Genomic DNA, 23,808 nt, shown 5'->3' on the forward strand with positions numbered 1-23,808 from the left:
TCGAATTTGGGACCGGAAGCGGCACCTCGTCTCGCGGCCCATCCTGCTTCCTGCGCCGAATAGCCGCCACCCAGACTTTTGTCTTCCCTTGCAACTGAACTTGATTGAACATTCATTCAATATCGAGTCAGGAGGACAGCATGCGCAGGAGCTTATCGCGTAAATCCGACCTTCGGGATGACCCTGCCACGGGGGGTGCCGGCCTGCATTCAGCCGCCAGCGAGCCCTACAATCCGCTCTCGCCCACGGATGTCGGACGAATTCTGGATGCCGCCATGCGCCTGCTCGCGGAAAGCGGTGCGTGTTTCGAGGCGGGGACGGAGGCTGACGCTCTCCTGCGCCAGGCTGGGTGCGATGTGAGCGATGACGGGATCGTGCGGATTCCGATCGCGGTCACGCGTCAGGCCCTGGAAAGCGCGGCGCGCGCGGTGAAGCTGTGGAACCGGAGCGGCAGCGCGGCGCTCGACATCGATTGCGCGCATACCTGGTTCATTCCCGGCATGACATGCATCAAGGTGTTCGATCCGGTGACGGGAGAGCCGCGCGAGAGCACACGCGAGGATCTGGCCATGATCGCGCGGGTGGCCGATGCGCTGCCCTATATCGATGGGGTTTGCGTCGCCTGCAAGAATGTCGCGCGCTCGGATGCGGCGGGCGAGGTTGACGAGTTCCTCTGCCTTGCCGAAAACACGGAGAAGCCGCTGTTTTACCTCTGCGAGAATGCTGCCTCGCTGGCGAAGGCAATCGAGATGGCGACCGTCATCCGCGGCAATGCTGAAGCCCTGCGCGCGAAACCCTATTTCCTGCAGATCGTGACGCCATTGCCGCTGAGCTATGCCGCCAGCCATATCGAGCAGATCGTCCTGGCGGCCCGTGCCGGCGTGCCTGTCTCGACCGGCACGGTCGCCATCGGCGGCGCTTCGTCGCCGATCACGCTCGCCGGCTGCCTGGCGCACTGCCTGGCGACCGATTTTGCGGGCATGGTATTGGCACAGGCCGTGCAGCCGGGTGCGTTCTGCATCGGCAGTTCCGATGTCAATTTCATGGAGCCCGCGACGGGTGCCATCGGCAGTTTCGCGCAGGCGTCGCTTGGCGAACTGGCGATCGCCCAAATCCGCCGCCATCTGGGCCTGCCATCGCTCACCAGCATCGCCGGGTCGTCGGTGGCGCGACGCTTCAATCAGGATGCCGTGTGGGAAATCTCCTCCAGCCTGATGCAGGCCTTTTTCAGCCGCCCGGCCACCTGCCATTATCTGGGCTCGCTCGACCAGGGCCTGACCTATTCGCTGCAGGCGCTTCTGCTTTCCAACGATCTCGCCATGCTGCTCAGGAAATTGTGGCAGGGGATCGCTGTCGACGACGAACAATTGGCGCTCGACATCGCGCGAGAGGTAGGCCCGCGCGGCAACTTCCTGGGCCAGATCCACACCGCCCGGCATTGCCGGTCGCAGGTGTGGAATTCGCGCTATTTCGGGCCGAACATTCCCTTGAGCAACAGCGACCGGGCGGATGAGGAACTGTTCGAGCGGATCGATGCGGATCTCAAGCGGATCGTCGACGAACATCGCGTGCCTCCGCTATCTGATGCGCTTGGCGCCAATCTGCGCGCGATTTGCGCTTGAACGGGCTGCGTCACTTCGCCTTGCAGATATCCTTCACACTTTGCCAGTCGGCGTCGGTCATTGCGGTGTGACCGGTGGTGTCGGCCTTGGTGTATTCGGCGCGTTCGGCGAGGCCGGGATGGCTGGCGAGCCAGTCGGGGATGATGCTGTCGCCATCCTTTTCGAACTTGTCCTTCATCACCTTGAAGAAGGTCGCCATGCCGTCGGCGCGCAGGCCCGCGGCTTTGAGGAGTTCGAGGCCGCGATAGTCGGCCTCCTGCTCCATTTTCCTGGAATAGGACATGACGGTGAGGAGCGTTGCCACATCGCCGACGCCGGAACCGCCTAAGATGATGCTGATTGTGGCGCTGATGCCGAGATTGCTGATGGCGCTCTGCGTTGGATGACGCAGGTCGAGATGGCCGATTTCATGCGCCACGACGCCGGAGACCATATCGGGCGAGCTGGCGAGTTCGATGAGGCCGCTCGTCACCATGACATGATCGCCGGGCAAGGCGAAGGCGTTGGGCAGTTTGAGATCGACCACGTCGATGGTGATGCCGTCCTGGTTCTTGGCGGCGTCCTTCAGCAAGGCCGGCGGGGCGAGGCGGTCGACCAGCTGGCGCATCGCGGCCTTGCCGGCGGTGCCATCGCAGACGGTGAGGTTCTTGGTGATGGCCTTGTAGATATGGGCGCCCAGGCGCTGTTCCCAGGTCTTTGGGACGAAGCGGGCAAGGTACGCGCTGCCATCGCGCCAGGCGAAATAGCAGCCGGTGGCGATGAGGAGGCCGACCAGCGTCCAGGCGAGGCCCACCGACCAGCCGCGCTTCATCGCGCGCGATTGCCAATGTTTGAGACGCGGGTTGGCGTCAAGCAATTCCTGCCGGACAGGGGAATCGTGCAGGACAAGACGCGGAGCCGGATCGCTGACCAGGCCGAAATTGATGGCCCCGGTCACCTTATTGGCATCGATGACGCGCATGTCATTCGCGGGCCAACGCGCGAGACCGGGATTTTCCCCGGAGCCGATGACGAGCGTGGGACCCGCCAGCGTGATGACGATGCGATGCGCGGTGGCAGTATGGCCATCGTAATAACGGTCTTCAGGCAAGATGGTCCTCGTGTTCAGTCTCATCCAACAGGAACCCCCCCTCGCTATTGCGGGGCCAGGGGGTGCTGCGCTGTCCCAGTCTAATTACAATATCCCAGGATCGAACGCCTCCAGCAGGCCTTCGCCGAATTTCGGTCGTGGCAATTCGGCGCGGGTAATTTCCGAGCCGTCGATCTCGCCAACCAATACGATATTGTGGCTCAGGAACAACATGGTGCGATGGATGGCAATCGGCAAGCCCAGGCCGAGCGTGAAGACGATGATCACGATGTTCCAGAAATAACGGCTGACCAAGCGACCCGTTGTGATAGGCGTTGCAAAACGAAGTCCACCAAGTTCGAGGGACGAAGCCACTTCTCGAGCCACAGCAACCATGTAGAAACTGTAGGCGATTGGCGCAACAAAGACATAGGCGATCAAGATCACCAGCACGGGGAGGAAGGCTGCGACCATCTCAGGATTGGAACCTGGCCCCTCCATTTGCGCACTCGCAATGCCGCCTAGCTTCATCAATGCATAGATAGACCCGGCAAAGCCGCCGACGATCAGAAAGGTAACAAGAAACACCGCGAGCGAGACAAAGTATGCCCCGTACACATTTGCAGATTTTAATGTTGCGCTGGCTTTGGCGTCACCAAAGTAGGAATGGTTGATGCGGTCACTCAGCAAACGCATCTGTGCCCAGGGCCAGGCGAGGGTGAGGGAAAGGAGCGAGAGGATGGAGAACCACATCCCCTTCAATCCCCATTTCCAGGCCGAGCCGGTCATGCCGCCGCTGATGCCACGCCACAGGGTGCGGGTGAGGCGGTAGCGCTGTGCCGCATACTGCGCGACGAAGACCAGATAGAGAATGAGGAAGGAGACGCCCAGCTGCAGAACGATGAGCACGGGAGAACCCGGCTCCAAGGCGATGCCGATGGCCTGGATGCCGATCGAACCCAGCACATAGGTGATCATGACGATGAGGAAGCCGACGAAGAGCTCGCCGCCGGTGCCGGTATATTCGAAGCGGTCACCGGCAAGGCTGGTGCGGGACCACAGGTAGCGGCGGATGCGCGTCTTGCCCCAGAAGCGCCAGATACTGAGGGTGACGATCATCAGAAGAATATTCTTGATGAAGATCCAATAAAGCTCGCCCAACCGCCCGTCATAGACGAAATGGCTGCGCACCGGTTCGGCGGCGCGGGAGGCGAAGCCCATCTGGGCCGTGCTGCCGCTATGACCGGGACTGATCTCGCTCATCTATTTTCCCCATCAATTACTGTCATTCATCACGCTTATTGATAGAGGAGGGGGCATGCCCGGACAAGATGCCGCCATGTTGTCCAGGCGCTTGACAGGCCGGTGCCAATCGTGGCTTAACAGGCGCCGACGGTTGGGCTTGCCTGATCGTCCGTGGTGATTTGTGCCGGATTGCGGCCACGTAAAACCAAACGCTAAAAGGTCCAGGAAGGCGATCAATCGCGCAACCTCGGCCTTAGTTCGGTCGAGGTTTTTTTGTGCCCGGAATCTGGGAATTCCTGGATGGGGCCGTGCGAGGCGATCATGACTGTAAAGCGCGACATCAAACCGAGCTGGAAAGCGGCCACGAAGTTGGTGCATGCCGGCCAACTCCGCAGCCAGTTCAAGGAGACGGCCGAGACGATCTACATGTCGTCCGGCTATGTCTACGAAAGTGCCGAAGAGGCCGAGGCGGCGTTCGACAACAGCAAGCCGCGTTTCGTCTATTCGCGTTTCGGCAATCCCACCGTCGCGATGTTCGAGGGCCGCATGGCGGCACTTGAGGGCGCCGAGGCTGCGCGCGCCACGTCCTCTGGCATGGCCGCCGTGTTTGCGGCCATTGCGAGCCTGGTGAAATCCGGCGACCGGATCGTTGCTTCGGACGCGCTGTTCGGGTCCTGTCATTTCATCCTCAACGACATCCTGCCGAAATGGGGCGTCGAGACGGTGTTCGTCGACGGTCGCGAGATCGAGCAGTGGAAAGCGGCACTTTCCAAACCGACCAGGGCCGTGTTCCTGGAGAGCCCGAGCAATCCGGGCCTGCGCCTGGTCGACGTCAAGGCCGTCTCTGACCTGGCGCATAAGGCGGGTGCCACAGTGGTGGTCGACAACGTGTTCGCCACACCCTTGCTGCAGCAGCCCTTAACGCTGGGTGCCGATGTCGTGGTCTATTCGGCGACCAAGCATATCGACGGGCAGGGGCGGTGCCTGGGCGGCGTCATCCTGGGCAGCGAGAAGTATATCAACGAGACGCTGCAGCCCTTCATCCGGCATACCGGCCCCAGCCTCAGCCCAATGAATGCGTGGATCCTGCTGAAAGGCCTGGAGACGATGGATCTGCGCGTCTCGAAGCAATGCGACAGCGCCTTGAAGATCGCGCAGGCGTTGAAAGGCCATAACAAGCTCGCCGATGTCAGCTATCCGACGCTGGACGGCTTCGCGCAGGCGGATCTCGCGAAGAAGCAGATGAGCGCCGGCGGCACCATGCTGTCGCTGAACCTTGCCGGCGGCAAGAAGGAAGCGTTCAAGTTCCTCAATGCCTTGGAACTGGTGCTGATCTCCAACAATCTCGGCGATTCAAAGTCGCTCGCCACCCATCCGGCGACGTCGACCCATCAGCGCCTGGCGCCGGAGTTGAAAGAGAGCCAAGGTATCACGCAAGGCCTCATCCGTCTTTCGGTGGGGTTGGAGCATCCGGACGATCTCATTGATGATCTGCTGAATGCGTTGAAGGCGGTGTGAGCGGGCATCTCATGCCGGGATTCGATGGAGGGCGAATGTATCTCACTGGTCATTGTGCCTGCGGTGCCCTGCGCTACCGGTTCGACCCGTTTGATGCCGTGGTCGATTACTGTCATTGCGAGACCTGCCGGCGCTGGAGCGGGGCGCCGGTCACGGCCTGGGCGCAGGTGAAGCCGGCACAGTTCGAGATCACGCGCGGCGCGGCCAAGGCATTCCGTTCATCGCCCCGCGCCACCCGGCATTTCTGCGGCGATTGCGGGTCGCCCGTCTATATGACCGACCCGGATGGCCAATCGATCGGCATCATGCTGGGGACGGTCGACGATGCCTCAAGCCTGGTCCCGCAGGGTCATGGCTGGGTCAGCGATCAGATTTCCTGGTTCAAAATCGACGATCAGTTGCCACGCTGGGAGGAAGATGCGCCTTATGATGGCTAATAATATTATAAATCTGTGGCCGCATTCGGCCTGATCTTGCGCCCCGCAGCATTTCCCCTCTATATTGCGCCGCACAAAAACAAGTTCGGGTGGGAGTGACCATGAGTGCGGCGCCGAAGAAAGAGCAACCCTGGCTGTTCCGGACCTATTCCGGCCATTCTTCTGCCAAGGCGTCCAACGAGCTTTACCGCACCAATCTCAAACGTGGGCAGACGGGACTCAGCGTCGCTTTCGATTTGCCGACCCAGACCGGTTACGATTCCGACCATCCACTAGCCAAAGGCGAAGTCGGCAAGGTGGGCGTGCCGATCAGCCATCTGGGCGACATGATGGCGCTGTTCGACGGCCTGCCCTTGGCCGAGATGAACACCTCGATGACCATCAACGCGACGGCACCGTGGCTGCTGGCGCTTTATATCGCCGCCGCTGAACGTCAGGGCGCGCCGCGCGCCTCGCTGCAAGGCACGGTGCAGAACGACATCATCAAGGAATACCTCTCGCGCGGGACCTATATCTTCCCGCCGGAACCCTCGCTCAAGCTGATTACCGACGTGATCAGCTTTACCTATCGCGAGGTGCCGAAATGGAACCCGACCAATGTCTGCTCCTATCACCTGCAGGAAGCGGGTGCCACGCCGGTGCAGGAACTGGCCTATGCGCTGGCGACTGCGGTGGCGGTGCTCGATCATGTGAAGGCGAGCGGCCAGGTGCCGGCGGCGGATTTCCCGCAGGTCGTGGGACGGATCAGCTTCTTCGTCAATGCGGGCCTGCGGTTCATCACCGAGATCTGCAAGATGCGCGCGTTCACGGAGCTGTGGGATGAGATCGCCCGCGAGCGCTATGGCGTCGAGGATGCGAAGCTGCGCCGCTTCCGCTACGGCGTGCAGGTGAACAGCCTCGGCCTCACCGAGCAGCAGCCGGAGAACAATGTCTATCGCATCCTCCTCGAGATGCTGGCGGTGACCTTGTCGAAGAACGCGCGTGCGCGCGCCGTGCAATTGCCGGCCTGGAACGAAGCGCTGGGCCTGCCGCGGCCCTGGGATCAGCAATGGTCGCTGCGTTTGCAGCAGATCGTGGCCTATGAGACGGATCTGCTTGAGTACGGCGATATTTTCGACGGCTCGGTCGAGATCACCAGGAAGGTCGAGGCATTGAAGGCGGAAGCGCGCGAGGAGCTGGCGCGTATCGATGCGATGGGCGGCGCGGTAGCGGCCGTTGAATCGAGCTATATGAAGCAGCGCCTGGTGGAATCGAATGCCCGGCGCCTCGCTGCCATCGAAAGCGGCGAGCAGACCGTCGTCGGCGTCAACAAATATACCGAGAGCGCACCGTCACCCTTGCTCAGCGCCGGCGATGGCGGGTTTCTCACCATCGACGATAAGGCGGAGACGGAGCAGGTGGCGGCCATTAACGCCTGGCGTGCCGCGCGCGATAATGCGGCGAGCGCAAAGGCGCTGGTGGCGCTCGAAGCCGATGCACGGGCTGGGCGCAACATCATGGAAGCCTCGATCGCCTGCGCCCATGCCGGTGTTACCACCGGCGAATGGGGCGAGACCCTGCGTCGCGTCTTCGGCGAGTTCCGGGCGCCGACGGGCGTGGCGCGCGCCAGCATCAATCAGGACAGTGTCGCCATTGAAAATGTGCGCAAGGCCGTGGATGCCGCCTCGAAGCGGCTGGGCCGGCGCATCAAGATTCTGGTGGGAAAGCCCGGGCTCGACGGCCATTCCAACGGCGCCGAACAGATTGCCGTGCGGGCCCGGGATGCCGGCATGGAAGTGGTCTATGAGGGCATCCGCCTCACCCCGGCGCAGATCGTCAACGCGGCGCTGGAGGAAAGCGTGCATGTGGTGGGGCTTTCCATCCTCTCCGGCTCGCATATCGCCCTGGTGGGTGAGGTGATGAGCCGCATGCGCGCGGCTGGCCTTGCCGACGTGCCGGTCGTGGTGGGCGGCATCATTCCCCCGGACGATGAAAAAAGGCTGCTGGAATTCGGCGTGGCGCGGGTCTATACGCCCAAGGATTACGATCTCAATGCCATCATGGCGGGGATCGTCACCCTGGTGGACCAGCACTCGCAGGCGGCATGACGGAACGAAGCTTCGGCAAGGAATTCCAGAACGAATTCGAAGCATTGCTGGCCTGGCGCCGCGATGTGCGCCAGTTCAGGACCGACCCGATTCCGGCGGAGACGGTCGAGCATCTCCTGGACCTCACCAATCTGGCGCCCTCGGTCGGCAATGCGCAGCCCTGGCGTTTCGTCAGCGTCGATGCGCCGGAGCGCCGGGCGGCGATCATCGCCAATTTCCAACGCGCCAACGAAGCCGCCTTGTCCTGCTATGAGGGCGAGCGGGCTGAACTCTATGCACGCCTGAAACTGGCGGGCCTGCGCGAGGCGCCGCGCCATTTTGCCGTGTTCTGCGACGAGACGACACCGCAAGGCGCCGGCCTCGGTCGCCTGACCATGCCGGAGACCCTGCGCTATTCGACGGTTCTCGCCATCCACACGCTTTGGCTAGCGGCGCGGGCGCAAGGTTTGGGCCTCGGCTGGGTGTCGATCATCGATCCGGTGGCGGCGACGGCGAGCCTCGACGTGCCGGCCGACTGGCGCTTCGTTGCCTATCTATGCCTGGGACTGCCGGCCGAGGATCATCTGGAGCCGGAACTGCAGCGCAAAGGCTGGCAGGCCCGCGAAAGTGCCTGCCGCCAGGTTCTGCAGCGCTGATCACTGTTCGATGGTGAGCGTGTCGCCCTCGATATGCAGCGATTTGAGGCGCGACAGAAATTCCATCCCCAGCAGCGAGTGAGACATCCCTGTCATATTCACATGGGCCGGCACGTCATGCATGACGATCGGGCCCATGACCAGTTCGTCAATGCGGATCGGCGCCGAGCGGCCATAGCCGTTGGCGGTTTCCGACATCATATTGTAGGCAAGCTTGTCGAGATCGTAGCCGAGGCGTTCGGCGGCCTGTGGCGTCAAGACGATGGCGCTTGCGCCAGTATCCACATAGAAGGTGATCGCGACGCCATCGAGGCTGGCCCTCACCTCGTAGTGGCCTGAACTGGCGCGGGTGAAACTGACGCTCTGCTCACCCGTGGCAACACCGCCACGCGGATCGAGCGTGCCCGCGAAGCGCTGACCGAGGGTGGCAAAATCGTCCTTGTATGAATAGGCCAAGGTGAGGCCGGCCAGCAGTGCCACCCAGATGGCAAGCTGGGAGAGAGCGGTGCGCGTCTCCGTCCTGAAGCGGTAGAGGGCGCCGCCGCCGACCATGCTCAGCAGCAACAGCAGATAGATCAGCTGCCGCGTGCCATCGACCTCGTCGAGGCTGGAAAGGCTGTTGCCGATGAGCGCCAAAGCGACGATCCCACCACAGACGACCAGCGCCCAGATGGGCCAGCTATTGCGTTCCATCGCGGTTTCGTCTCCTGAATGAAATACGCTTTATGGATGTATTTGTTCCCCATTTGATCCCAACTCGGTTGTCCTGTCCACAGCTAATTTTTGGCGGCGGTTCCGTTCAGCGCCTCGGTCAGTTCGACCAGGTTGATGAATTCGGCGCGCTCGCCGCTTTCGTCCTGGCCGCGCCCGGCGCGAGCGAGGCTGGCGATCTCACCGAGGCCGAAGGAGCCAAGCCGGTCACCGCCTTTGAGATACTGCCCGAAGGCAGCGACGGCGGCGGCGAAATTGTCATCGGTTACCGGCGGGCGGTCGCGGGCAAGCCAGGCGGTGGGCAGCGGCGTCTCGATGAGCTTCGAGGCGTCGCCATCTGGAGCCTTGTAGCGGATGCGCAGGAAGGCGAACTCCTCTGCCTTGGTGGGCAGGTCCGGTGTCGTGCCTTCATCCTGGTAGCGCAGGGGATCAGTGCTGAGGCCCTTCGAGCCGACCAACGCGATCTCGTAAAGCGCCGTCACATTGTGGCCGGCGCCGATTTCGCCGGCATCCTTCTTGTCGTTGTTGAAATCCTCACGGCTGAGGGCGCGGTTCTCGTAGCCGATCAGGCGGTATTCCGCGACGACAGCCGGGTTGAACTCGATCTGCACCTTCACATCCTTGGCGATGGTCTCGATATTGGCCTGCAGGCCGTCGACCAGTTGCCGCTTTGCCTCGTTAAGCGAGTCGATATAGCCATAGCTGCCATCGCCGACATCGGCGATCTGCTCCATCAGGGCATCGTTATAGTTGCCTTCGCCGAAGCCGAGCGTAGAGAGCGCGATGCCGGATTTTCGGTTCTCCTCGATCATCTCCTTCAACGCATCGATATCGGTGACGCCGACATTGAAGTCGCCATCGGTCGCCAGGAGAATGCGGTTGATGCCGCCTTCAACCTTTGCCTCGCGTGCCTTGGCATAGGCCAGGGCGATGCCTTCCCCGCCCGCCGTGCTGCCGCCGGCATCGAGCCCGTCGATGGCGGCGCGGATCGTTTCCTTCTCACTGCCTGGCGTGGGTGCCAGCAAGAGGCCCGCCGAACCGGCATAGGTGACGATGCTAACCTTGTCCTCTGGGTCCAGCTGGTCGACCAGCATCTTCATGCCGGCCTTGAGCAGCGGCAGCTTGTCCTGGTCCTGCATGGAGCCGGAGACGTCGATCAGGAAGACGAGATTGGCAGCCGGGCGATGGTCAAGCGGCGTCTGATAGCCTTTGATCGCCAAGCGCAGCAGCTTGGTATTCGGATTCCAAGGCGTCGTCATCACATCGGCATCGGCGCGGAAGGGGATGCTGGCATCACGCGGGCCTTTGTAGTCATAGCTGAAATAGTTCAGCATCTCTTCGACGCGCACGGCATCGGCCGGCGGTTTCTGGCCGTTCATCAAAAAGCGGCGAAGATTGGCGTAGGAGCCGGTATCGACGTCGATGGAGAAGGTCGAAACCGACTCCTCCGCCGCGCGCTTGATGGGATTGTCATCGCTATGCGCATAGATTTCGGTGTTCAGCGATTGCGTCGGATAGATGTTCGCAGTGAAATTCTCGGGCTGCCCCGGCACCGCTCGTGCGGTTATCCCAAGTGCTGAAGCCGGCTCTATCTCGCGCGTCTCGACCGGTGCGTCGGGGGCGGTCACTCCGGTTCCGGCTATGCCGGCCGCATCGTTCGAACTTGTTTCCGATACGGCTTTTACCTTGGGTGCGGCCTGCATATCGGCCGTCTGGTTGTGCTCCGCACCGCAGGCGTTCAAAATCAATGCCGACGACAAAAGAATATGCGTGATGAGAATTTGCCTGCGCATGATGGCGCCCCTGTTGCTGATTGTCCCCTGGGCAGGGAGGATCGGCGGCGACAAGGGCGAAAGCAGGACTGGATTGTGGCGAAGTTGGGGTGGTCCAGGGGCAGACCGGGTTCAGCGCCAGTTGCGGCTGCGGCCGACCGCCGTGTGGAACTTCATGCGATGTGCGTCGGCAAGTTTCCCGGCAGTCAGGCGCGCCTTGGGAGCGGGCGGTGGTGGCAGGGTGTCGATGGTGGCCAAGCCGGCGCCGATGAGGGCCAGCTGCGCGGTGCCGAGGCCGGTCAGCTCAGTACTGGCAGGAATGACGATCTCGCGGCCCAGCACATCGGCCACAAAGCGGCCGAAATAGCTGTTCTTGGCGAGGCCGCCATCGATGGAGATGCGCGTGCCGATGGGGGCAAGGCGCGACATGGCGGCGATCACTTCGCCGGCGCGCAAGGCCACACCTTCCAGCAAGGCCTGCATCATGTCGGCCTTGGTGGTGTCGAGGCCGAGGCCCAGCCACAGGCCGGCAGCCGACCGGTCCCAATAGGGACAACCGAGACCGCTCAGCGCCGGCACGAAAGCGAGGTCGCGGGAAATGGCACTGTCGGCGGCAAAGGAATCGATCTCGGCATAGTCGCCGAAGAGGCCGAGGCTGCGCGCCCAGTTGACGGCGGAGGCGGCGTTGTAGACACCGCCATCGAGCGCATAGGCCGGTGCCGCATCTCGTAAACGCCAGGCGATGGTCGGCAGCAGGCCACTCGCGACATCGCGCAAGGGTCTGTCGCCGGCCACGCAAAGCGCAAAGGCGCCGGTGCCGAAGGTGATCTTGGCGTCGCCGGCGCGGCGGCAGCCATGGCCGAAGAGAGCTGCCTGCTGATCGACGACACTGGCTGTGACCGGCATCTTGCCGATCACGCCGAAATCGTCGGCGGTCGAGCGGATCTCCGGCAGGCAGTCCATTGGCACGCCGAAGAGGTCGCAGAGCACGGGGTCCCAGGCCAGGGTTTCGAGATTCATCAGGCTGGTACGAGAGGCCGTGGTAACGTCGGTGGCAAAAGTACCTGCTAACCGGTCCAGGAAGAAGGCATCGCTGGTGCCGAGGCGCAGACGGCCCTGTTTGCGCAGCAACTTGGCCTCTTCGACATTGTCGAGCAGCCAGCGCAGCTTGCTGGCCGAAAAATAAGGGTCGAGCGGAAGACCGGCACGCGCCAGCGTCGTCTCCTCGTGGCCGGCTTCCTTCAGGGCGGCAATGGCGTCATTGGTGCGGGCATCCTGCCAGACGATCGCATTGTAGATGGCGCGCTTCGTTTGCGCGTCCCAGGCCACGACGGTTTCGCCCTGATTGGCAATGCCGATGGCCTTTGCGCTGCTGGTCGTGCCGATGCAGGCATTGAGATGGCCGATCAATTCTTCCGTGTCATGTTCGACCCAGCCCGGTTGCGGCAGGATCTGGCGATGCTCGAACCCATCGAGAGTCTGGAAACGGCCATCCGCATAGAGGCGATGCAGTTTGGTGCCGGTGGTGCCTTGATCGATGGCGAGGACGAAATCAGACATGTTTGACGGAACTCAGCTGCGCGGGGTGAGATCGATGGTGAGATGGTGCACGCCGGTGAGGTCGACCGCCGGCACACGCCAGGCGATGCGCCGTTCCGGCAGAACGTTGATCGGACGTGACCAGATTTCGCGGCCATCGGCCAGGACGCGCAGCGTACCTTTGGTGGCCACACGGGCGCGCGCTTTGAAGAGCAGGGGGTCATAAGGACCGCGACCGGTGAGGCGCTGCGGATAGGCGTAGCTCAAGGCTCCGGTCGCTTCGATGCGGATGGGTGCTGCCGGTATGGGCAGTTTGTCGGCGAGCGCCGCCTGGATGGCGTGGGCCGCCGATTTTCCTTCACGGTAGCATTGGCCAGCGGTTTCGATGCCGCGCAGCAGATTGCCGGTCGCAAAATAGCTCGGATCTGTGCAGCGGTAGAGTTGGTCGATGACCGGGCCACGGGTGCCGGGGTCGAGTTCGAGATGGCTTTGGGTGAGCAATCCAGTCTCCGGGCGGAACTGGCCGGCGAAAATGATGCCGTCGCAGTCGAGCACACGCTGCTTGCCATTGCGCGTGAAGGACAGGCCTTCGACATGTTGCTGGCCGAGAATGGTGAGGTCGCTGCAACCGGTCATGACTGGCACGCCGAAGGCGACGCGTGCCACCCAATCGCCCGGCCGCCAGGCGGTGATGCGCGCGCGTTCCTCGATCATGGCCACCGCCTTGACGCCGACATGGCCGAGCGTCAGCAGCGCCGAAAAGGCAACCAGTTCCGAGCCGACGATGATCGGGCGTTGGAACGGCGCCTTGCCGTGCAGATAGGCGAATTGCTGCAGCGCGCCGGTGTTCATGACGCCCCAGGGCCGCGTGCCGGAAATAAGCCGTGCGCTGCGCGGCGTTTCGCGCGCACCCATGGCCAGCAGGACTTTTTGTGCCTGCAGGGTTTCCGGTCCGTTGGGGCCGGTGAGCTGCACGCGGCCGTTCGGTTCCAGTTTCAGCACCGTATGGCCGAGGCGCAGATCAAGATCGCCGACATTGTCGACGAGCCGCTTGGCGAAATCAGGGCCCGTCATCAGACGGCCGAACTGCAGCAGGCCGTAACCGGTATGGCCGCAATGGCGGGGTATGCCGCCCCCTTGAGATTCGCGGTCGATGATGACGATGTCGCGATGGCCAAGCCGCTTCAATTCCGCCGCGGCAGAGAGGCCGGCGGGGCCGGCGCCGAGGATAACGACCTCATGCGTCCTCATGGCGCAAGCTTCCCTTCGGCGATCGCCATCACATGGGCGCTGCAATAGAAGCCCTGGCAACGGCCCATCATGGCGCGGGTGCGGCGCTTCAGGCCGCCCACATCGCCCGCAGGGAAGCGGCCATCGAGCGCCGTTTCGATCTCACCCTTCGTGACCCATTCGCAATGGCAGACAATCTCGGCGCCGAGCGGGCTCTGATAAGGGCGCGGGTTTTCCTCCGCAAGATTGGGAACCGGTGTCCAGATCGGTTCGGCCTCGTCGAGCCGGCCGAAGCTTGCCGCGTAGAGTCCGGCGACGTGCTGGGCGATGCCGAGAGCGCCGGTAAGGCCGGTGGAGCGTATGCCAGCCACCGTGATCCAGCGGCGATCCGGTTGCGCCGTGATCTGGTAATCCTTGAATTCGGTGGCCGGGCGAAGGCCGGCATAGACGGCGCTGACATCGACATTGGCGAGACCCGGCAGCATCTCGCTGCCGCGCGCGACCAGCTGGCGCAGGGCCGCCTGATCGACCGCGGCATGGACCCGGTCCTCCTGGTCTTCGGCGGTGGGACCGACCAGGACATTGCCGAAGGCCGTGCGGCAAATGACGACGCCTTTGGTGCGTTCGGTCGGCACCGGCAGAATGATCGCTTTCAACAACCGTGCCGCCGGCTTGTCGAAGACGATGAACTGGCCTTTGCGCGGCGTGATCTTGAAGGGTGCCGGGCGGTTGATCGATTCAATGACATCGCCCTGATTGCCGGCGGCATTGATGACGCAATCGGCCGTCACTTCGCCCTGATTGGTGGCGAGATGCCAGATACCGTCGAAATGACCGGATTCGACCCGGCAATCGCGCAGCACGATGCCGCCATGGGCCAACCCCTGATGGATGTAGGCGAGCGGCGCCGACCAGGGGTCGATGATATGCTCGCCCGGCACATGCACGCCGCCCAACGCCTTGGGCGAGAGCAGCGGCTCCATCCGGCGCAGTTGTTCGCGGTCGATGCGTGTGACGTCCGTGACGCCGTTGTCATGCGCCTTGGCGACGATGCCGTCCAGCTTGGCCTGTTCCTCATCGTTCCAGGCGACGACGATGGCGCCAGATTTCACCAGCGGCAGGTTGAGCTTTTCCCGGATGGCAAGATATTCGCGGTAGCCCTGCTGCATGCAGGAGAGCTCCAGCGAGCCATGCGGTGCGTCAAAACCGGTGTGGAGCAGGGCGCTGTTGCCCTTGGAGGCGCCCGAGAGGATATCGCGCCCGGCTTCGAGCAGCACGGGCTTGCGGCCAGCCATGGCCAGACGTCGAAAGATGGCGCAGCCCACCACCCCGCCGCCAATGATCACCACTTGGGCATGATTGGTATCGGTCAAAATCTCGTCCCCTGTCGGGACGGAGTTTGCCATGGATAGGAAAAGAAATCACGCGCCGGAATGAGCCGGCGCGTGATTTCCCGTACGCGGATGTGCGGTCAGATTTGGGTGCGGAAGTGGAACGATTTCGGGCGGGTCAACATTTCATAGCCGACACGAGACAGGGTGGCACCGCGGCCCGAATCCTTGACCCCGACCCAGGCCAAAGCCGGGTCGAGATAGTCGCAACGGTTCATATAGACCGTGCCGGTCTCGAGCTCATTGCCGATCTGGCGGGCGGCCTTTTCGTCCATGGTCCAGAGTGCCGCGGTGAGGCCGTATTTGCTGTCATTCATCAGCTTCACGGCGTCGTCGTCGTTCTTCACCTTCATGATGCCGATAACCGGGCCGAAGCTCTCTTCCGACATGACCGACATGGAATGGTCAACATTGACCAGGACCTGCGGAGCAACATAGGGGGTGCCCGGCTTGTCGGCCGCAAACTGCTTGGTGTCGATCAGGGCCTTGGCGCCCTGGCGAACCGCATCGGCCACCTGGCCGCGGACGAATTCGGCCGCCGAGGTGCGGACCATCGGCCCCAGATTGGTGGCGGTGTCGAGGGGATTGCCGAGTTTGTACTTCCTGGTGAGGTCGACGAAGCCGTCGACGAATTTGTCGTAGAGGCTTTCATGCACATAGATGCGTTCGATGGCGCAGCAGCACTGGCCCGAATTGAACATGGCGCCATCGACCAGGTTCTCGACCGCGTAGGCGAGGTTGGCGTCGGCGCGGACATAGGCCGGGTCCTTGCCGCCCAGCTCGAGGCCCAGGCCCATGAACTTGCCAAGTGCCGCCTGCTGCACGGCATGGCCGCCGGCGACCGAGCCGGTGAAGTTGCAATAGGCGACTTCGGGTGCCGCGATGACCTTGGCGGTGTCGTCATGGGTGAGAACGAGATGCTGGAAGAGGCCCTTGGGCAGGCCGGCGGCGTCGAAGGCCTGCTGGAAATCCTCGGCGCAGAGCGGCGTCTGGGCTGAGTGCTTCAGAACCACGGCATTGCCGGCCATCAGCGCCGGGACGACGCCATTGACCGAGGTCAGGTACGGATAATTCCACGGCGCCACGATGAAGACCACGCCCAGCGGCTCGCGGTGGAGGACACGGGTAAATCCCGGCTTATCGGTGAAGCTGACATCGGCCAGAGCTTCGGGCGCCAGGTTGATCATGAAGCGGGCACGCTCTTCAAAGCCGCGCATTTCGAACGGGCTTTGCGAGATCGGCCGGCCCATCTGGCGCGTGATTTCCTCGGCGTGGCGATCCTTGCCCTTGAGGAACTCGTCGACGGCCTTGTTGAGGATCCTGGCACGTTCGGCGATCGAGACCTTCCGCCATTCCCTCTGCGCCTTGGCGGCATTCTGCAATGTAGCCGCGATCTCCGCCGGCGTGTTGTAGGGGCGCTCGACATAAACGGTGCTGTCGATCGGCGTGATGGTCTTCTGCATGGCGGCCATAAGGTACCTCAGGGTGTTGGACGAAAGAAAAGCGCCTGCCTCGACGGTCGAGGCAGGCGTTGTCGGCTGGATTAGATGATTTCGAAGTAGCGGGCGAGTTCCCAATCGGTGATGTGCTTCCTGAACTCGCGCTCCTCATGCTCGCGGGTACCGGCGTGATGCTCGACGAAGGCATCGCCGAAGAGGTCGCGGGCGGCCTTCGACTTGCGCAGGCGCTGCGCCGCTTCCCACAGGGTCTGCGGCAGATCGAGCTTCGCCGGGTGCTTCATTTCATAGGAATTGCCGACGATGGGGGCCTGCGGCTCGATCTTGTGCTCGATACCGTAGAGGCCGGACCCGATCGCGGCGGCGAGCGCCAGATAGGGGTTACAATCGGCGGCGGCGATGCGGTATTCGACGCGCTGCGATTTCTCGGAGCCCGGAATGACGCGGAGCGCGCAGGTGCGGTTCTCGATACCCCAGGTGGCGTTGGTCGGCGCCCAGAAGCCGGGGATGAGGCGCGAATAGGAGTTCACGGTCGGCGAGACCATGCCGAGCACTTCCGGCATCAGGGTCTGCTGACCGCCGATGAACCAGCGCATCTTGTCCGAGATGTTGTGCGGCTTCTTCGGGTCGTGGAAGACAGCCTTGCCGTCCTTGCCTTTCAAGGAAATGTGGATGTGGCCCGACTGACCGGGATAGGAATTGGACCACTTCGCCATGAAGGTCGCCATCAGGCCGCGGCGCTGCGCCAGCACCTTCATGAAGGTCTTGAAGAGGGCTGCACGGTCGGCGGCTTCAAGTGCCGAGCAGACGCCAAGGGCCGCTTCAAGCACGCCCGGGCCGGTCTCTGTGTGCAGGCCCTCAATCGGCATGCGCATCTTTTCGCACATGTCGAGGATGTCCTGGTAAAGCTCGGACCAGACCGAATTGCGGATGACCGAATAGCCGAACCAGCCGGGGGTCATCGGCGTCAAATTCTTGTAGTTCTTTTCGCGGATGCTTTCCGGCGTCTCGTCGAACATGAAGAATTCAAACTCGAGCGCCGAATAGACGTCGAAGCCCATCTTGGCGGCGCGATCGAGGACGCGGCGCAAGGTGCCGCGGGCGCAGATCTCTTCCGCCTTGTTGACGAATTCGCAGATGAAGAAGAGGCCGTTGTCTTCCATCGGCAGGTCGCGGCAGGTCTCGGGGATGATGCGCGCCCAGGCGTCGGGATAGGCCGTGTGCCAGCCGGTATAGTCGAGGCCGTCGATGAGCTGGTCCTGGTTGTCCCAGCCGAGCACCACGTCGCAGAAGCCGAAGCCGCCTTCAAGCGCCGAGAAGAACTTGGCCTTCGACATGTACTTGCCGCGCAGGATGGCATCGCCATCGAAGACGCCGACCTTGATATGCGTGAGGCCACGCTCTTCGACGATCTTCTTGGCCTGGGCAACGGTTTTAACTTGTTCCGGTTTCAACGGCATTTTTTAAGACTCCCCCTGTTCAATCGATGAATTGGAATTTAGGCCGCGCAAGATGAGGCGGCAATGGTGTCTTGGATGAGATAAGCGGCTCCCCGACGTCGGGTTGGTGCGGCCGGCATGCCTTTCGCCGGCGAGCCCCCCTCTGTCCTTGAGACCTGAGAGATTCACCGGGGCCCGTGATGGGCGGAGCCGGTTTACTCCGTCGGTGAGGCAGCGACGTCCGCCGCCTGCTTTCCAGAGTTGACGGTTCCGACCTGGTCCTTTTGCCTGAGAGTTTCCGGGGGCGGTTGCTCCTTCGGCGCCGGTGCGCAGCCATTGGGCGAACGCACCGATCTCTCCCTAGGTCGGAGGATTTTGCGCGCGGAGTGTGTGATTGGCCCGTGTAAACGTCAAGCCGAAAAAGCAAAAGGGGAGGCAGTTTGCACTGCCTCCCCAGATGGTTTGTTGATTTGCTGTGGGATCAGCCAGCGCCACCCAGCGCCGCTTCTTCCTTGGCGATCTCGGCCTGACGGGCCTTGACGTCCGCTTCGGTCAGCGGCGGGCCGGGGAACCGGCTCTTCTCGAAGGCGAACCAGACCACGATCAGCACGGCGACGGCCCCCGCGAGGAAGTAGCCGACGAGCTGATAGGGCGGCTGGAAGCCGACGAAGGCCAGCACCGCACCGCCGATGACGGCGAGAGCGGCAATCGGCTTCGACCAGACACCGAGGTTGAACGGACCCTTCTTCGTCCAGGTCTTGCCTTCGGCGAAGATGCCCGCGCCGATCGGCATGATGTAGGAGACGTAGAGGAACACCGCGCAGCCCGAGGCCAGGATGATGTAGGCGTTGGCATCGTTACCGGCAACGAGACCGAGCACGAAGCAGAGGAATGCACCGACCCAGATCGCGGCGCCCGGCGTACGATATTTCGGGCTGACCTGACGCAGGAATTTCGATGCACCCGGGATGCCGCCATCGCGCGCAAACGCATAGATCATACGCGAGAGCGAGGTCATGCCGGCAAGAGCGCAGAGATAGTTCGCGAGCACGATGCCGATGGCAAGCGCGTCTTTGACGACGCCCGGCATCAAGCTGGAGTCGAGCACGTAGAAGAACACCGACCAGCCCTTGGAAGCACCCTCGGTCATGTCCGGCATGGCAAGCAAGACCGCCACCACCAGCAACCAACCGAACAGGGCCGACCAGAACACGGCGGAAAGCATGCCGCGCGGCACCGCACGCTGCGCATCGCGGGTTTCTTCCGACGTGTGGGCGGAAGCGTCGAACCCGGTGATGGTGTAGCAGACATGCAGCAGGCCGAGGATGAAGGCGAACAGCAGGCTGCCCGTCGCCGGCCAGGTCTCGGCGCCAGCCGGACCGGTGTTGTTGGTGAAGGTCACAAGGCGCGAGAAGTCGAGTTCCACCGGCGAGCCGACGAGGAGTCCGGCGATCAGCACGAACGAGACCACCATGATGAGGTAGCCCGAGAAGTCCGTCAGGATCGTCGTCGCCTTGATGCCGACATAGTTGAGGATCGCCTGGGTCAGCGTGATGACCGCCACCGCGATGATCAGATGGGTGCCGGTGAAGCTTGCCGGATCCATGCCGAGCACGCCGACGAGGACGAGGTCCTTGAGCAGCAGGTAGACGCCGTAATTGACCGAGGAAACGACGAAGAGCAGGCCCAGGAGGTTGAGCCAGGCCGTGGCCCAGCCCCAGCCCTTGCCACCGAGGATCGAACCCCAGTGATAGAGGCCGCCCGCGGTCGGGTAGGCGGAAGCGATCTGGCCCATGGCCGCTGCAACGAGCAGGGCGAAGACCGAACCGACGATCCAGCCGATGGCGATCGAGCCGCCGCCGGCAGCACCGAACGCGACCGTGTAGGCGCCGATACCGCCGGCGAGGATGCAGATGATCGAGAACGAGATAGCGAAGTTCTGGAACCCGCCCATGCGGCGGGACAGCTCCTGGGAATATCCCATGCTGTGGAGGACTTTTACGTCCTCATCATGATGACTTGGTACAGACATTTATAACCCCCTCAGTTTGCGGTCCTGCGCAGCGGCACTCCCCGCCGTTGGCTCTGCGCTGACCAGACCCTCACCCGGAAGGATGTGGGCCTTTATCGACTCACACGGTCGATTCCGGCCAATCGGATTGGCTGGAGTATGCTCCGGGCCAACGGAAAGTAAAGAACGGGTTAACTTCTAGCCCAAGGTATAAACGGAAAAGAAAGAGCCCCTGTCAGGTAGCTGACAGGGGCTCTTTTGGCTCGAATAGTTGCCGCGCCGGTCCAGGCGGGCTGGTCTAAATTAGACGGCGGCTGTGGAACGGCAGTTTAGCGGTACGGGTATCCTGCCTTCTCCATGTTCGCCGAGTACTTCTTGAAGATCTCGACCACCTTGCCCGCCCGGGGGCTGGAATTGGCCACTTCGTCCCAGAAGCCCTCGGCATCCTTGACGACCTGGGTCCATTCGGCATCAGAAAGCTGGGTCACTTCCATCTTCTCGCCCTCGACACGGAGCTTGGCTTCGCCACCCCAGTACCAGATGTCGCGATAGTAATGCGACTGGTCGATGGTGACGCGGAACAGTTCCTGCAGATGCGGCGGCACCTTCTGCCAGCTGGGCGTATTGGCGAAGTAGCTGCCGAACCAGGCGCCGGTGACCGAGTTGCCGAGCGCGTATTTGCAGACATCCGCCCAGCCCACTTCATAGGCTTCGGTGAAGCCGCACCAGGCGACACCGTCAAGTTCGCCGGTCTGCATGGCGACTTCGACGTTATCCCAGGGAATCGTGACCGGCACGAGACCGTATTTGGAAAGGAACTTGCCCGCCGTCGGCACGCCGAAGACGCGCAGGCCATTCATGTCGGCCAGACTGCGGATCGGCTTGTCGACGGTGAAGATATGCAGCGGGTCCCACGCGCCGGTGGAAAGCCAGGTAACATTCTCAACGCCGGAATAGGCGTCTTCCCAGATTTCCTTGAGGCCGTAGTAGTGGAACAGCGCCGGCACATCGAGGCTATAGCGCGTGGCGAAGGGAAAGTAGCCGCCGAAGACAGCGATATCGACGGGCGAGGCCATGGTCGCTTCGTCGGATTGCACCGCATCCAAGGCACCGCTCTGCAACGCGCGGAACAGGTCCGCTGTCGGCACGAGCTGGTCGGCGTAATAGAGCTCGATCTCCATCTCGCCATTGGCTGCCTTGTTGAAAGCCTCGATCTGCGGCTTGATGACGTGGGCGCCGAGCGGGGCGCCCGAATAGGTCTGCAGCCGCCATTTGATCGGACCCGTCTGCGCCACGACATAGGGTGCGCCGATGGTCGAACCAGCGGCCACCGCACCTGCACCGATGGCCGCCTTGCGCATGAAATTGCGCCTGGTCGCCAGAATCTTGTCGGATGGGCTTTGCGGCTTCGTCTCTTCAGTCATCACTACCTCCTGCGGGTTGATTTGGAGCTGAACCGGCGCTCCGTTCTTGAAACGAGCGTCTAGCCTTTCACCGACATGTGTTCCGGCAGCCAAAGTGCCAGTTGAGGGAACAACATCAGCAGGGCAATCGTGATCGCCATGATCACCGCGAACGGCCAGATCGAGCGGTAGATGTCGACCAGTGTGATTTCCTTGGGCGCCAGGGAGCGCATCAGGAAGAGATTGTAGCCGAAGGGTGGGGTGATATAGGCGATCTGGCAGGTAATGGTGTAGAGCACGCCGAACCAGATCAACTGGTTATCGAAGCCGAGATCCAGCTGCTTCACCAGCGGAATATAGAGCGGCGCGACAATCACCAGCATTGCGGTGTCGTCGAGGAACATGCCCATGAAGATGAAGCTGATCATCATCACGATGATCACCATCCAAGGGGTGAGATCCAGCTTCTCCAGGAAGAAGAATTCCAGGGCCTTAACGGCACCGAGTCCGTCGAACACGGTACCGAAAGCGAGGGCTGCGAGAATGAGCCACATGAACATGCACGAAACGTTCAGTGTCTTGACCGATGTTTCGCGGATCAGCTTCCAGGTGAAGCGCCCCTTTATGACAGCCGCCAGGGTCGCACACGTCGCTCCCACGGCCGAGCTCTCGACCAGACTGGTGACGCCGAAAACGAAGAGACCCGTCATGAAGAAGAAGATGGCGAAGGGGATGATGCCGGCCCGGGCCAGGGCCAACTTCTCCTTCAGTGGCATCTTCAGCTCTTCCTCCGGCACGATCGGTGCCAGCTTCGGATTCATGCGAGCACGAATCACGACGTAAAGAACGAAGAGGGCAGCCATGATCAACCCGGGGACAAGGCCCGCGAACCAAAGCTTGGAGACCGGCTGACGCGCAATCATGCCATAGAGCACCATCACCACCGAAGGCGGGATGAGGATGCCGAGTGAAGATCCGCCCTGCACGACGCCGGAGATGAGGACCTTATCGTATCCACGTCGCAACATCTCAGGGAGAGCAATGGTGGCGCCGATGGCCATGCCCGCAACCGAAAGGCCGTTCATGGCGGAAATGATCACCATCACGAGGATCGTGCCGATGGCCAGGCCGCCGCTTACCCGTCCGAACCAGACGTGCATCATCTTATAGAGGTCCTCGGCGATGCCCGCCTCGGCGAGGATGTACCCCATGTAGATGAACATGGGCAGAGTCAACATGGCGTACCAGTTGAACAGCTTGAACACCTGGTTGAAGGACAGCTCGATCGCACCTGGGCCGTAGAGCATCAGAGCGGCAGCCATGGCGACGAAGCCGATCGCGGCAAACACACGTTGTCCCGTGACGAGCAGCACCAGCATGCCGCTGAACATGAGCAGAGCAATCATCTCGTAGCTCATGACAGGTTCTCCCGGCGCAGTGTCCCAACATTCTTGATAACGAGGGCCACTGCCTGCATCAGCATGAGTACGAGGCATGCAACGAGCAAAGCTTTGATCGGTATCACGGAGGGATTCCAGATCGAGAAGCGCTTCTCGTTGGTTTCAATGGCGTATTGCAGGCTGGAGATGCCGCCGACCAGTGTCACAACCAAATAGAAGATCAGGCAGACAGAGGTCCCGAGATCGATCCGTGCGCGCGCCCGTTCCGAAAGAGACGAATAGATGAGGTCCATGCGGACATGGGAGTCGTTCTTGAGCGTGAAGGCTCCGCCCATGAAATAGTAAGCGGCAAGTGTGAACTGCGTGAACTCGACCGCCCAATGCACCGGCATGTTGATGACGTTGCGGGTGAACGCGTCGAACATCAACGTCGCCCCCATCACGAAGATCAATGCCGCTGCTAGGTAACCAACGAAGTTTGACATGCGGTCGGTAAACCGCACGTAGCCTGCGGTCAGGCCGCGTATGCTACTCACGTCAACTTTCCCCCAAATACGTTGCCCCAAACCTCTCCTGCGGAGGGCTTATTGATGGGCGTTTCAAACGCCAACCAAGCCCGTTCCTTTATAAGGGTCACCTCAATCGACCCTGCTTGCTGACAGGTTCCCGTCAGAAAGCTTGCTGCATGCTTACCGCGCAAACAGGGCTAGAGACAAGTCAGAACGATTGGTCAACATTCTTGAGGTAGGGTGAAACAAGATGCGTCGCCAGTTGCGGTTCATTGCCAGGCACCTGATGGAAACCGACTAAGATCTTGTCCTAAGATAGTTTCGCGCCATCCT

General features: G+C 62.0%; 18 protein-coding genes and 2 riboswitches. Of the genes, 5 read left to right on the top strand and 13 right to left on the bottom strand.

The window, feature by feature from the left end:
* The first annotated feature begins 140 nt into the window (after positions 1 to 140).
* Complete coding sequence (locus ACE3OA_RS13305; RefSeq protein ID WP_374311408.1) at positions 141 to 1,622, top strand: trimethylamine methyltransferase family protein; 1,482 nt, start codon at positions 141 to 143, stop codon at positions 1,620 to 1,622.
* Positions 1,623 to 1,632: 10 nt separating this feature from the next.
* Here the strand turns inward: ACE3OA_RS13305 and ACE3OA_RS13310 are convergent, their stop codons facing one another.
* Entirely contained in the window at positions 1,633 to 2,712 is a 1,080-nt protein-coding gene (locus ACE3OA_RS13310; protein ID WP_374311410.1) for a M48 family metallopeptidase, read from the bottom strand.
* A gap of 84 nt (positions 2,713 to 2,796) precedes the next feature.
* On the bottom strand, positions 2,797 to 3,954 hold the full coding sequence (locus ACE3OA_RS13315) for a YjgN family protein (RefSeq protein ID WP_374311412.1): 1,158 nt from the start codon (positions 3,952 to 3,954) through the stop codon (positions 2,797 to 2,799).
* A 143-nt stretch (positions 3,955 to 4,097) separates the two neighbouring features.
* Positions 4,098 to 4,172, top strand: a riboswitch (SAM riboswitch).
* Between the two features lie 85 nt (positions 4,173 to 4,257).
* Here ACE3OA_RS13315 and metZ point away from each other — a divergent pair.
* The 4 genes from metZ to bluB all read left to right on the top strand — a co-directional run bounded on the left by metZ (position 4,258) and on the right by bluB (position 8,613).
* Positions 4,258 to 5,454: an O-succinylhomoserine sulfhydrylase gene (metZ, locus tag ACE3OA_RS13320; RefSeq protein WP_374311414.1), complete on the top strand. Its 1,197-nt coding sequence runs from the start codon at positions 4,258 to 4,260 to the stop codon at positions 5,452 to 5,454.
* 35 nt (positions 5,455 to 5,489) lie between these two features.
* A complete protein-coding gene (locus tag ACE3OA_RS13325) occupies positions 5,490 to 5,891 on the top strand; it encodes a GFA family protein (RefSeq protein ID WP_374311416.1) in 402 nt (133 codons plus the stop codon).
* A gap of 101 nt (positions 5,892 to 5,992) precedes the next feature.
* A complete protein-coding gene (locus ACE3OA_RS13330) occupies positions 5,993 to 7,978 on the top strand; it encodes a methylmalonyl-CoA mutase family protein (RefSeq protein WP_374311418.1) in 1,986 nt (661 codons plus the stop codon).
* The gene (gene bluB / locus ACE3OA_RS13335; RefSeq protein ID WP_374311420.1) at positions 7,975 to 8,613 is read left to right on the top strand and encodes a 5,6-dimethylbenzimidazole synthase; all 639 of its coding nucleotides are present in this window, start codon (positions 7,975 to 7,977) and stop codon (positions 8,611 to 8,613) included. Before ACE3OA_RS13330 ends, bluB begins: the two co-directional genes overlap by 4 nt.
* On the opposite strand, the gene ACE3OA_RS13340 is transcribed toward bluB, so the two are convergent.
* The 11 genes from ACE3OA_RS13340 to ACE3OA_RS13390 form a co-directional block, all read right to left on the bottom strand.
* Positions 8,614 to 9,306, bottom strand: coding sequence for a TIGR02281 family clan AA aspartic protease (locus tag ACE3OA_RS13340; protein ID WP_374311422.1), 693 nt, complete (start codon positions 9,304 to 9,306; stop codon positions 8,614 to 8,616).
* Between the two features lie 83 nt (positions 9,307 to 9,389).
* Positions 9,390 to 11,117 (bottom strand): von Willebrand factor type A domain-containing protein, encoded by a 1,728-nt coding sequence (locus ACE3OA_RS13345; protein ID WP_374311424.1) that lies wholly within the window; start codon positions 11,115 to 11,117, stop codon positions 9,390 to 9,392.
* Between the two features lie 111 nt (positions 11,118 to 11,228).
* Complete coding sequence (locus tag ACE3OA_RS13350; protein WP_374311426.1) at positions 11,229 to 12,656, bottom strand: FGGY family carbohydrate kinase; 1,428 nt, start codon at positions 12,654 to 12,656, stop codon at positions 11,229 to 11,231.
* A gap of 12 nt (positions 12,657 to 12,668) precedes the next feature.
* Positions 12,669 to 13,886 carry an NAD(P)/FAD-dependent oxidoreductase gene (locus tag ACE3OA_RS13355; RefSeq protein WP_374311428.1) on the bottom strand — a complete coding sequence of 406 codons (1,218 nt, stop codon included), beginning with the start codon at positions 13,884 to 13,886 and terminating at the stop codon, positions 12,669 to 12,671.
* Complete coding sequence (locus ACE3OA_RS13360) at positions 13,883 to 15,238, bottom strand: NAD(P)/FAD-dependent oxidoreductase (protein ID WP_374311430.1); 1,356 nt, start codon at positions 15,236 to 15,238, stop codon at positions 13,883 to 13,885. Before ACE3OA_RS13360 ends, ACE3OA_RS13355 begins: the two co-directional genes overlap by 4 nt.
* A 98-nt stretch (positions 15,239 to 15,336) precedes the next feature.
* Entirely contained in the window at positions 15,337 to 16,728 is a 1,392-nt protein-coding gene (locus ACE3OA_RS13365) for an aldehyde dehydrogenase family protein (RefSeq protein WP_374311432.1), read from the bottom strand.
* A 71-nt stretch (positions 16,729 to 16,799) separates the two neighbouring features.
* The gene (locus tag ACE3OA_RS13370; RefSeq protein WP_374311434.1) at positions 16,800 to 18,173 is read right to left on the bottom strand and encodes a glutamine synthetase family protein; all 1,374 of its coding nucleotides are present in this window, start codon (positions 18,171 to 18,173) and stop codon (positions 16,800 to 16,802) included.
* 246 nt (positions 18,174 to 18,419) lie between these two features.
* A riboswitch (glycine riboswitch) is annotated at positions 18,420 to 18,524 on the bottom strand.
* Between the two features lie 109 nt (positions 18,525 to 18,633).
* Positions 18,634 to 20,184 carry an amino acid permease gene (locus tag ACE3OA_RS13375; protein ID WP_374311436.1) on the bottom strand — a complete coding sequence of 517 codons (1,551 nt, stop codon included), beginning with the start codon at positions 20,182 to 20,184 and terminating at the stop codon, positions 18,634 to 18,636.
* Between the two features lie 308 nt (positions 20,185 to 20,492).
* Positions 20,493 to 21,587, bottom strand: coding sequence for a TRAP transporter substrate-binding protein DctP (gene dctP / locus ACE3OA_RS13380; protein WP_374311438.1), 1,095 nt, complete (start codon positions 21,585 to 21,587; stop codon positions 20,493 to 20,495).
* 59 nt (positions 21,588 to 21,646) lie between these two features.
* The gene (locus ACE3OA_RS13385; RefSeq protein WP_374311440.1) at positions 21,647 to 22,984 is read right to left on the bottom strand and encodes a TRAP transporter large permease subunit; all 1,338 of its coding nucleotides are present in this window, start codon (positions 22,982 to 22,984) and stop codon (positions 21,647 to 21,649) included.
* Complete coding sequence (locus tag ACE3OA_RS13390; protein WP_374311442.1) at positions 22,981 to 23,502, bottom strand: TRAP transporter small permease subunit; 522 nt, start codon at positions 23,500 to 23,502, stop codon at positions 22,981 to 22,983. Before ACE3OA_RS13390 ends, ACE3OA_RS13385 begins: the two co-directional genes overlap by 4 nt.
* Positions 23,503 to 23,808 lie beyond the last annotated feature (306 nt).

Origin of the sequence: Dongia sp. (assembly GCF_041906375.1) — a bacterium.
GTDB lineage: Bacteria > Pseudomonadota > Alphaproteobacteria > Dongiales > Dongiaceae > Dongia.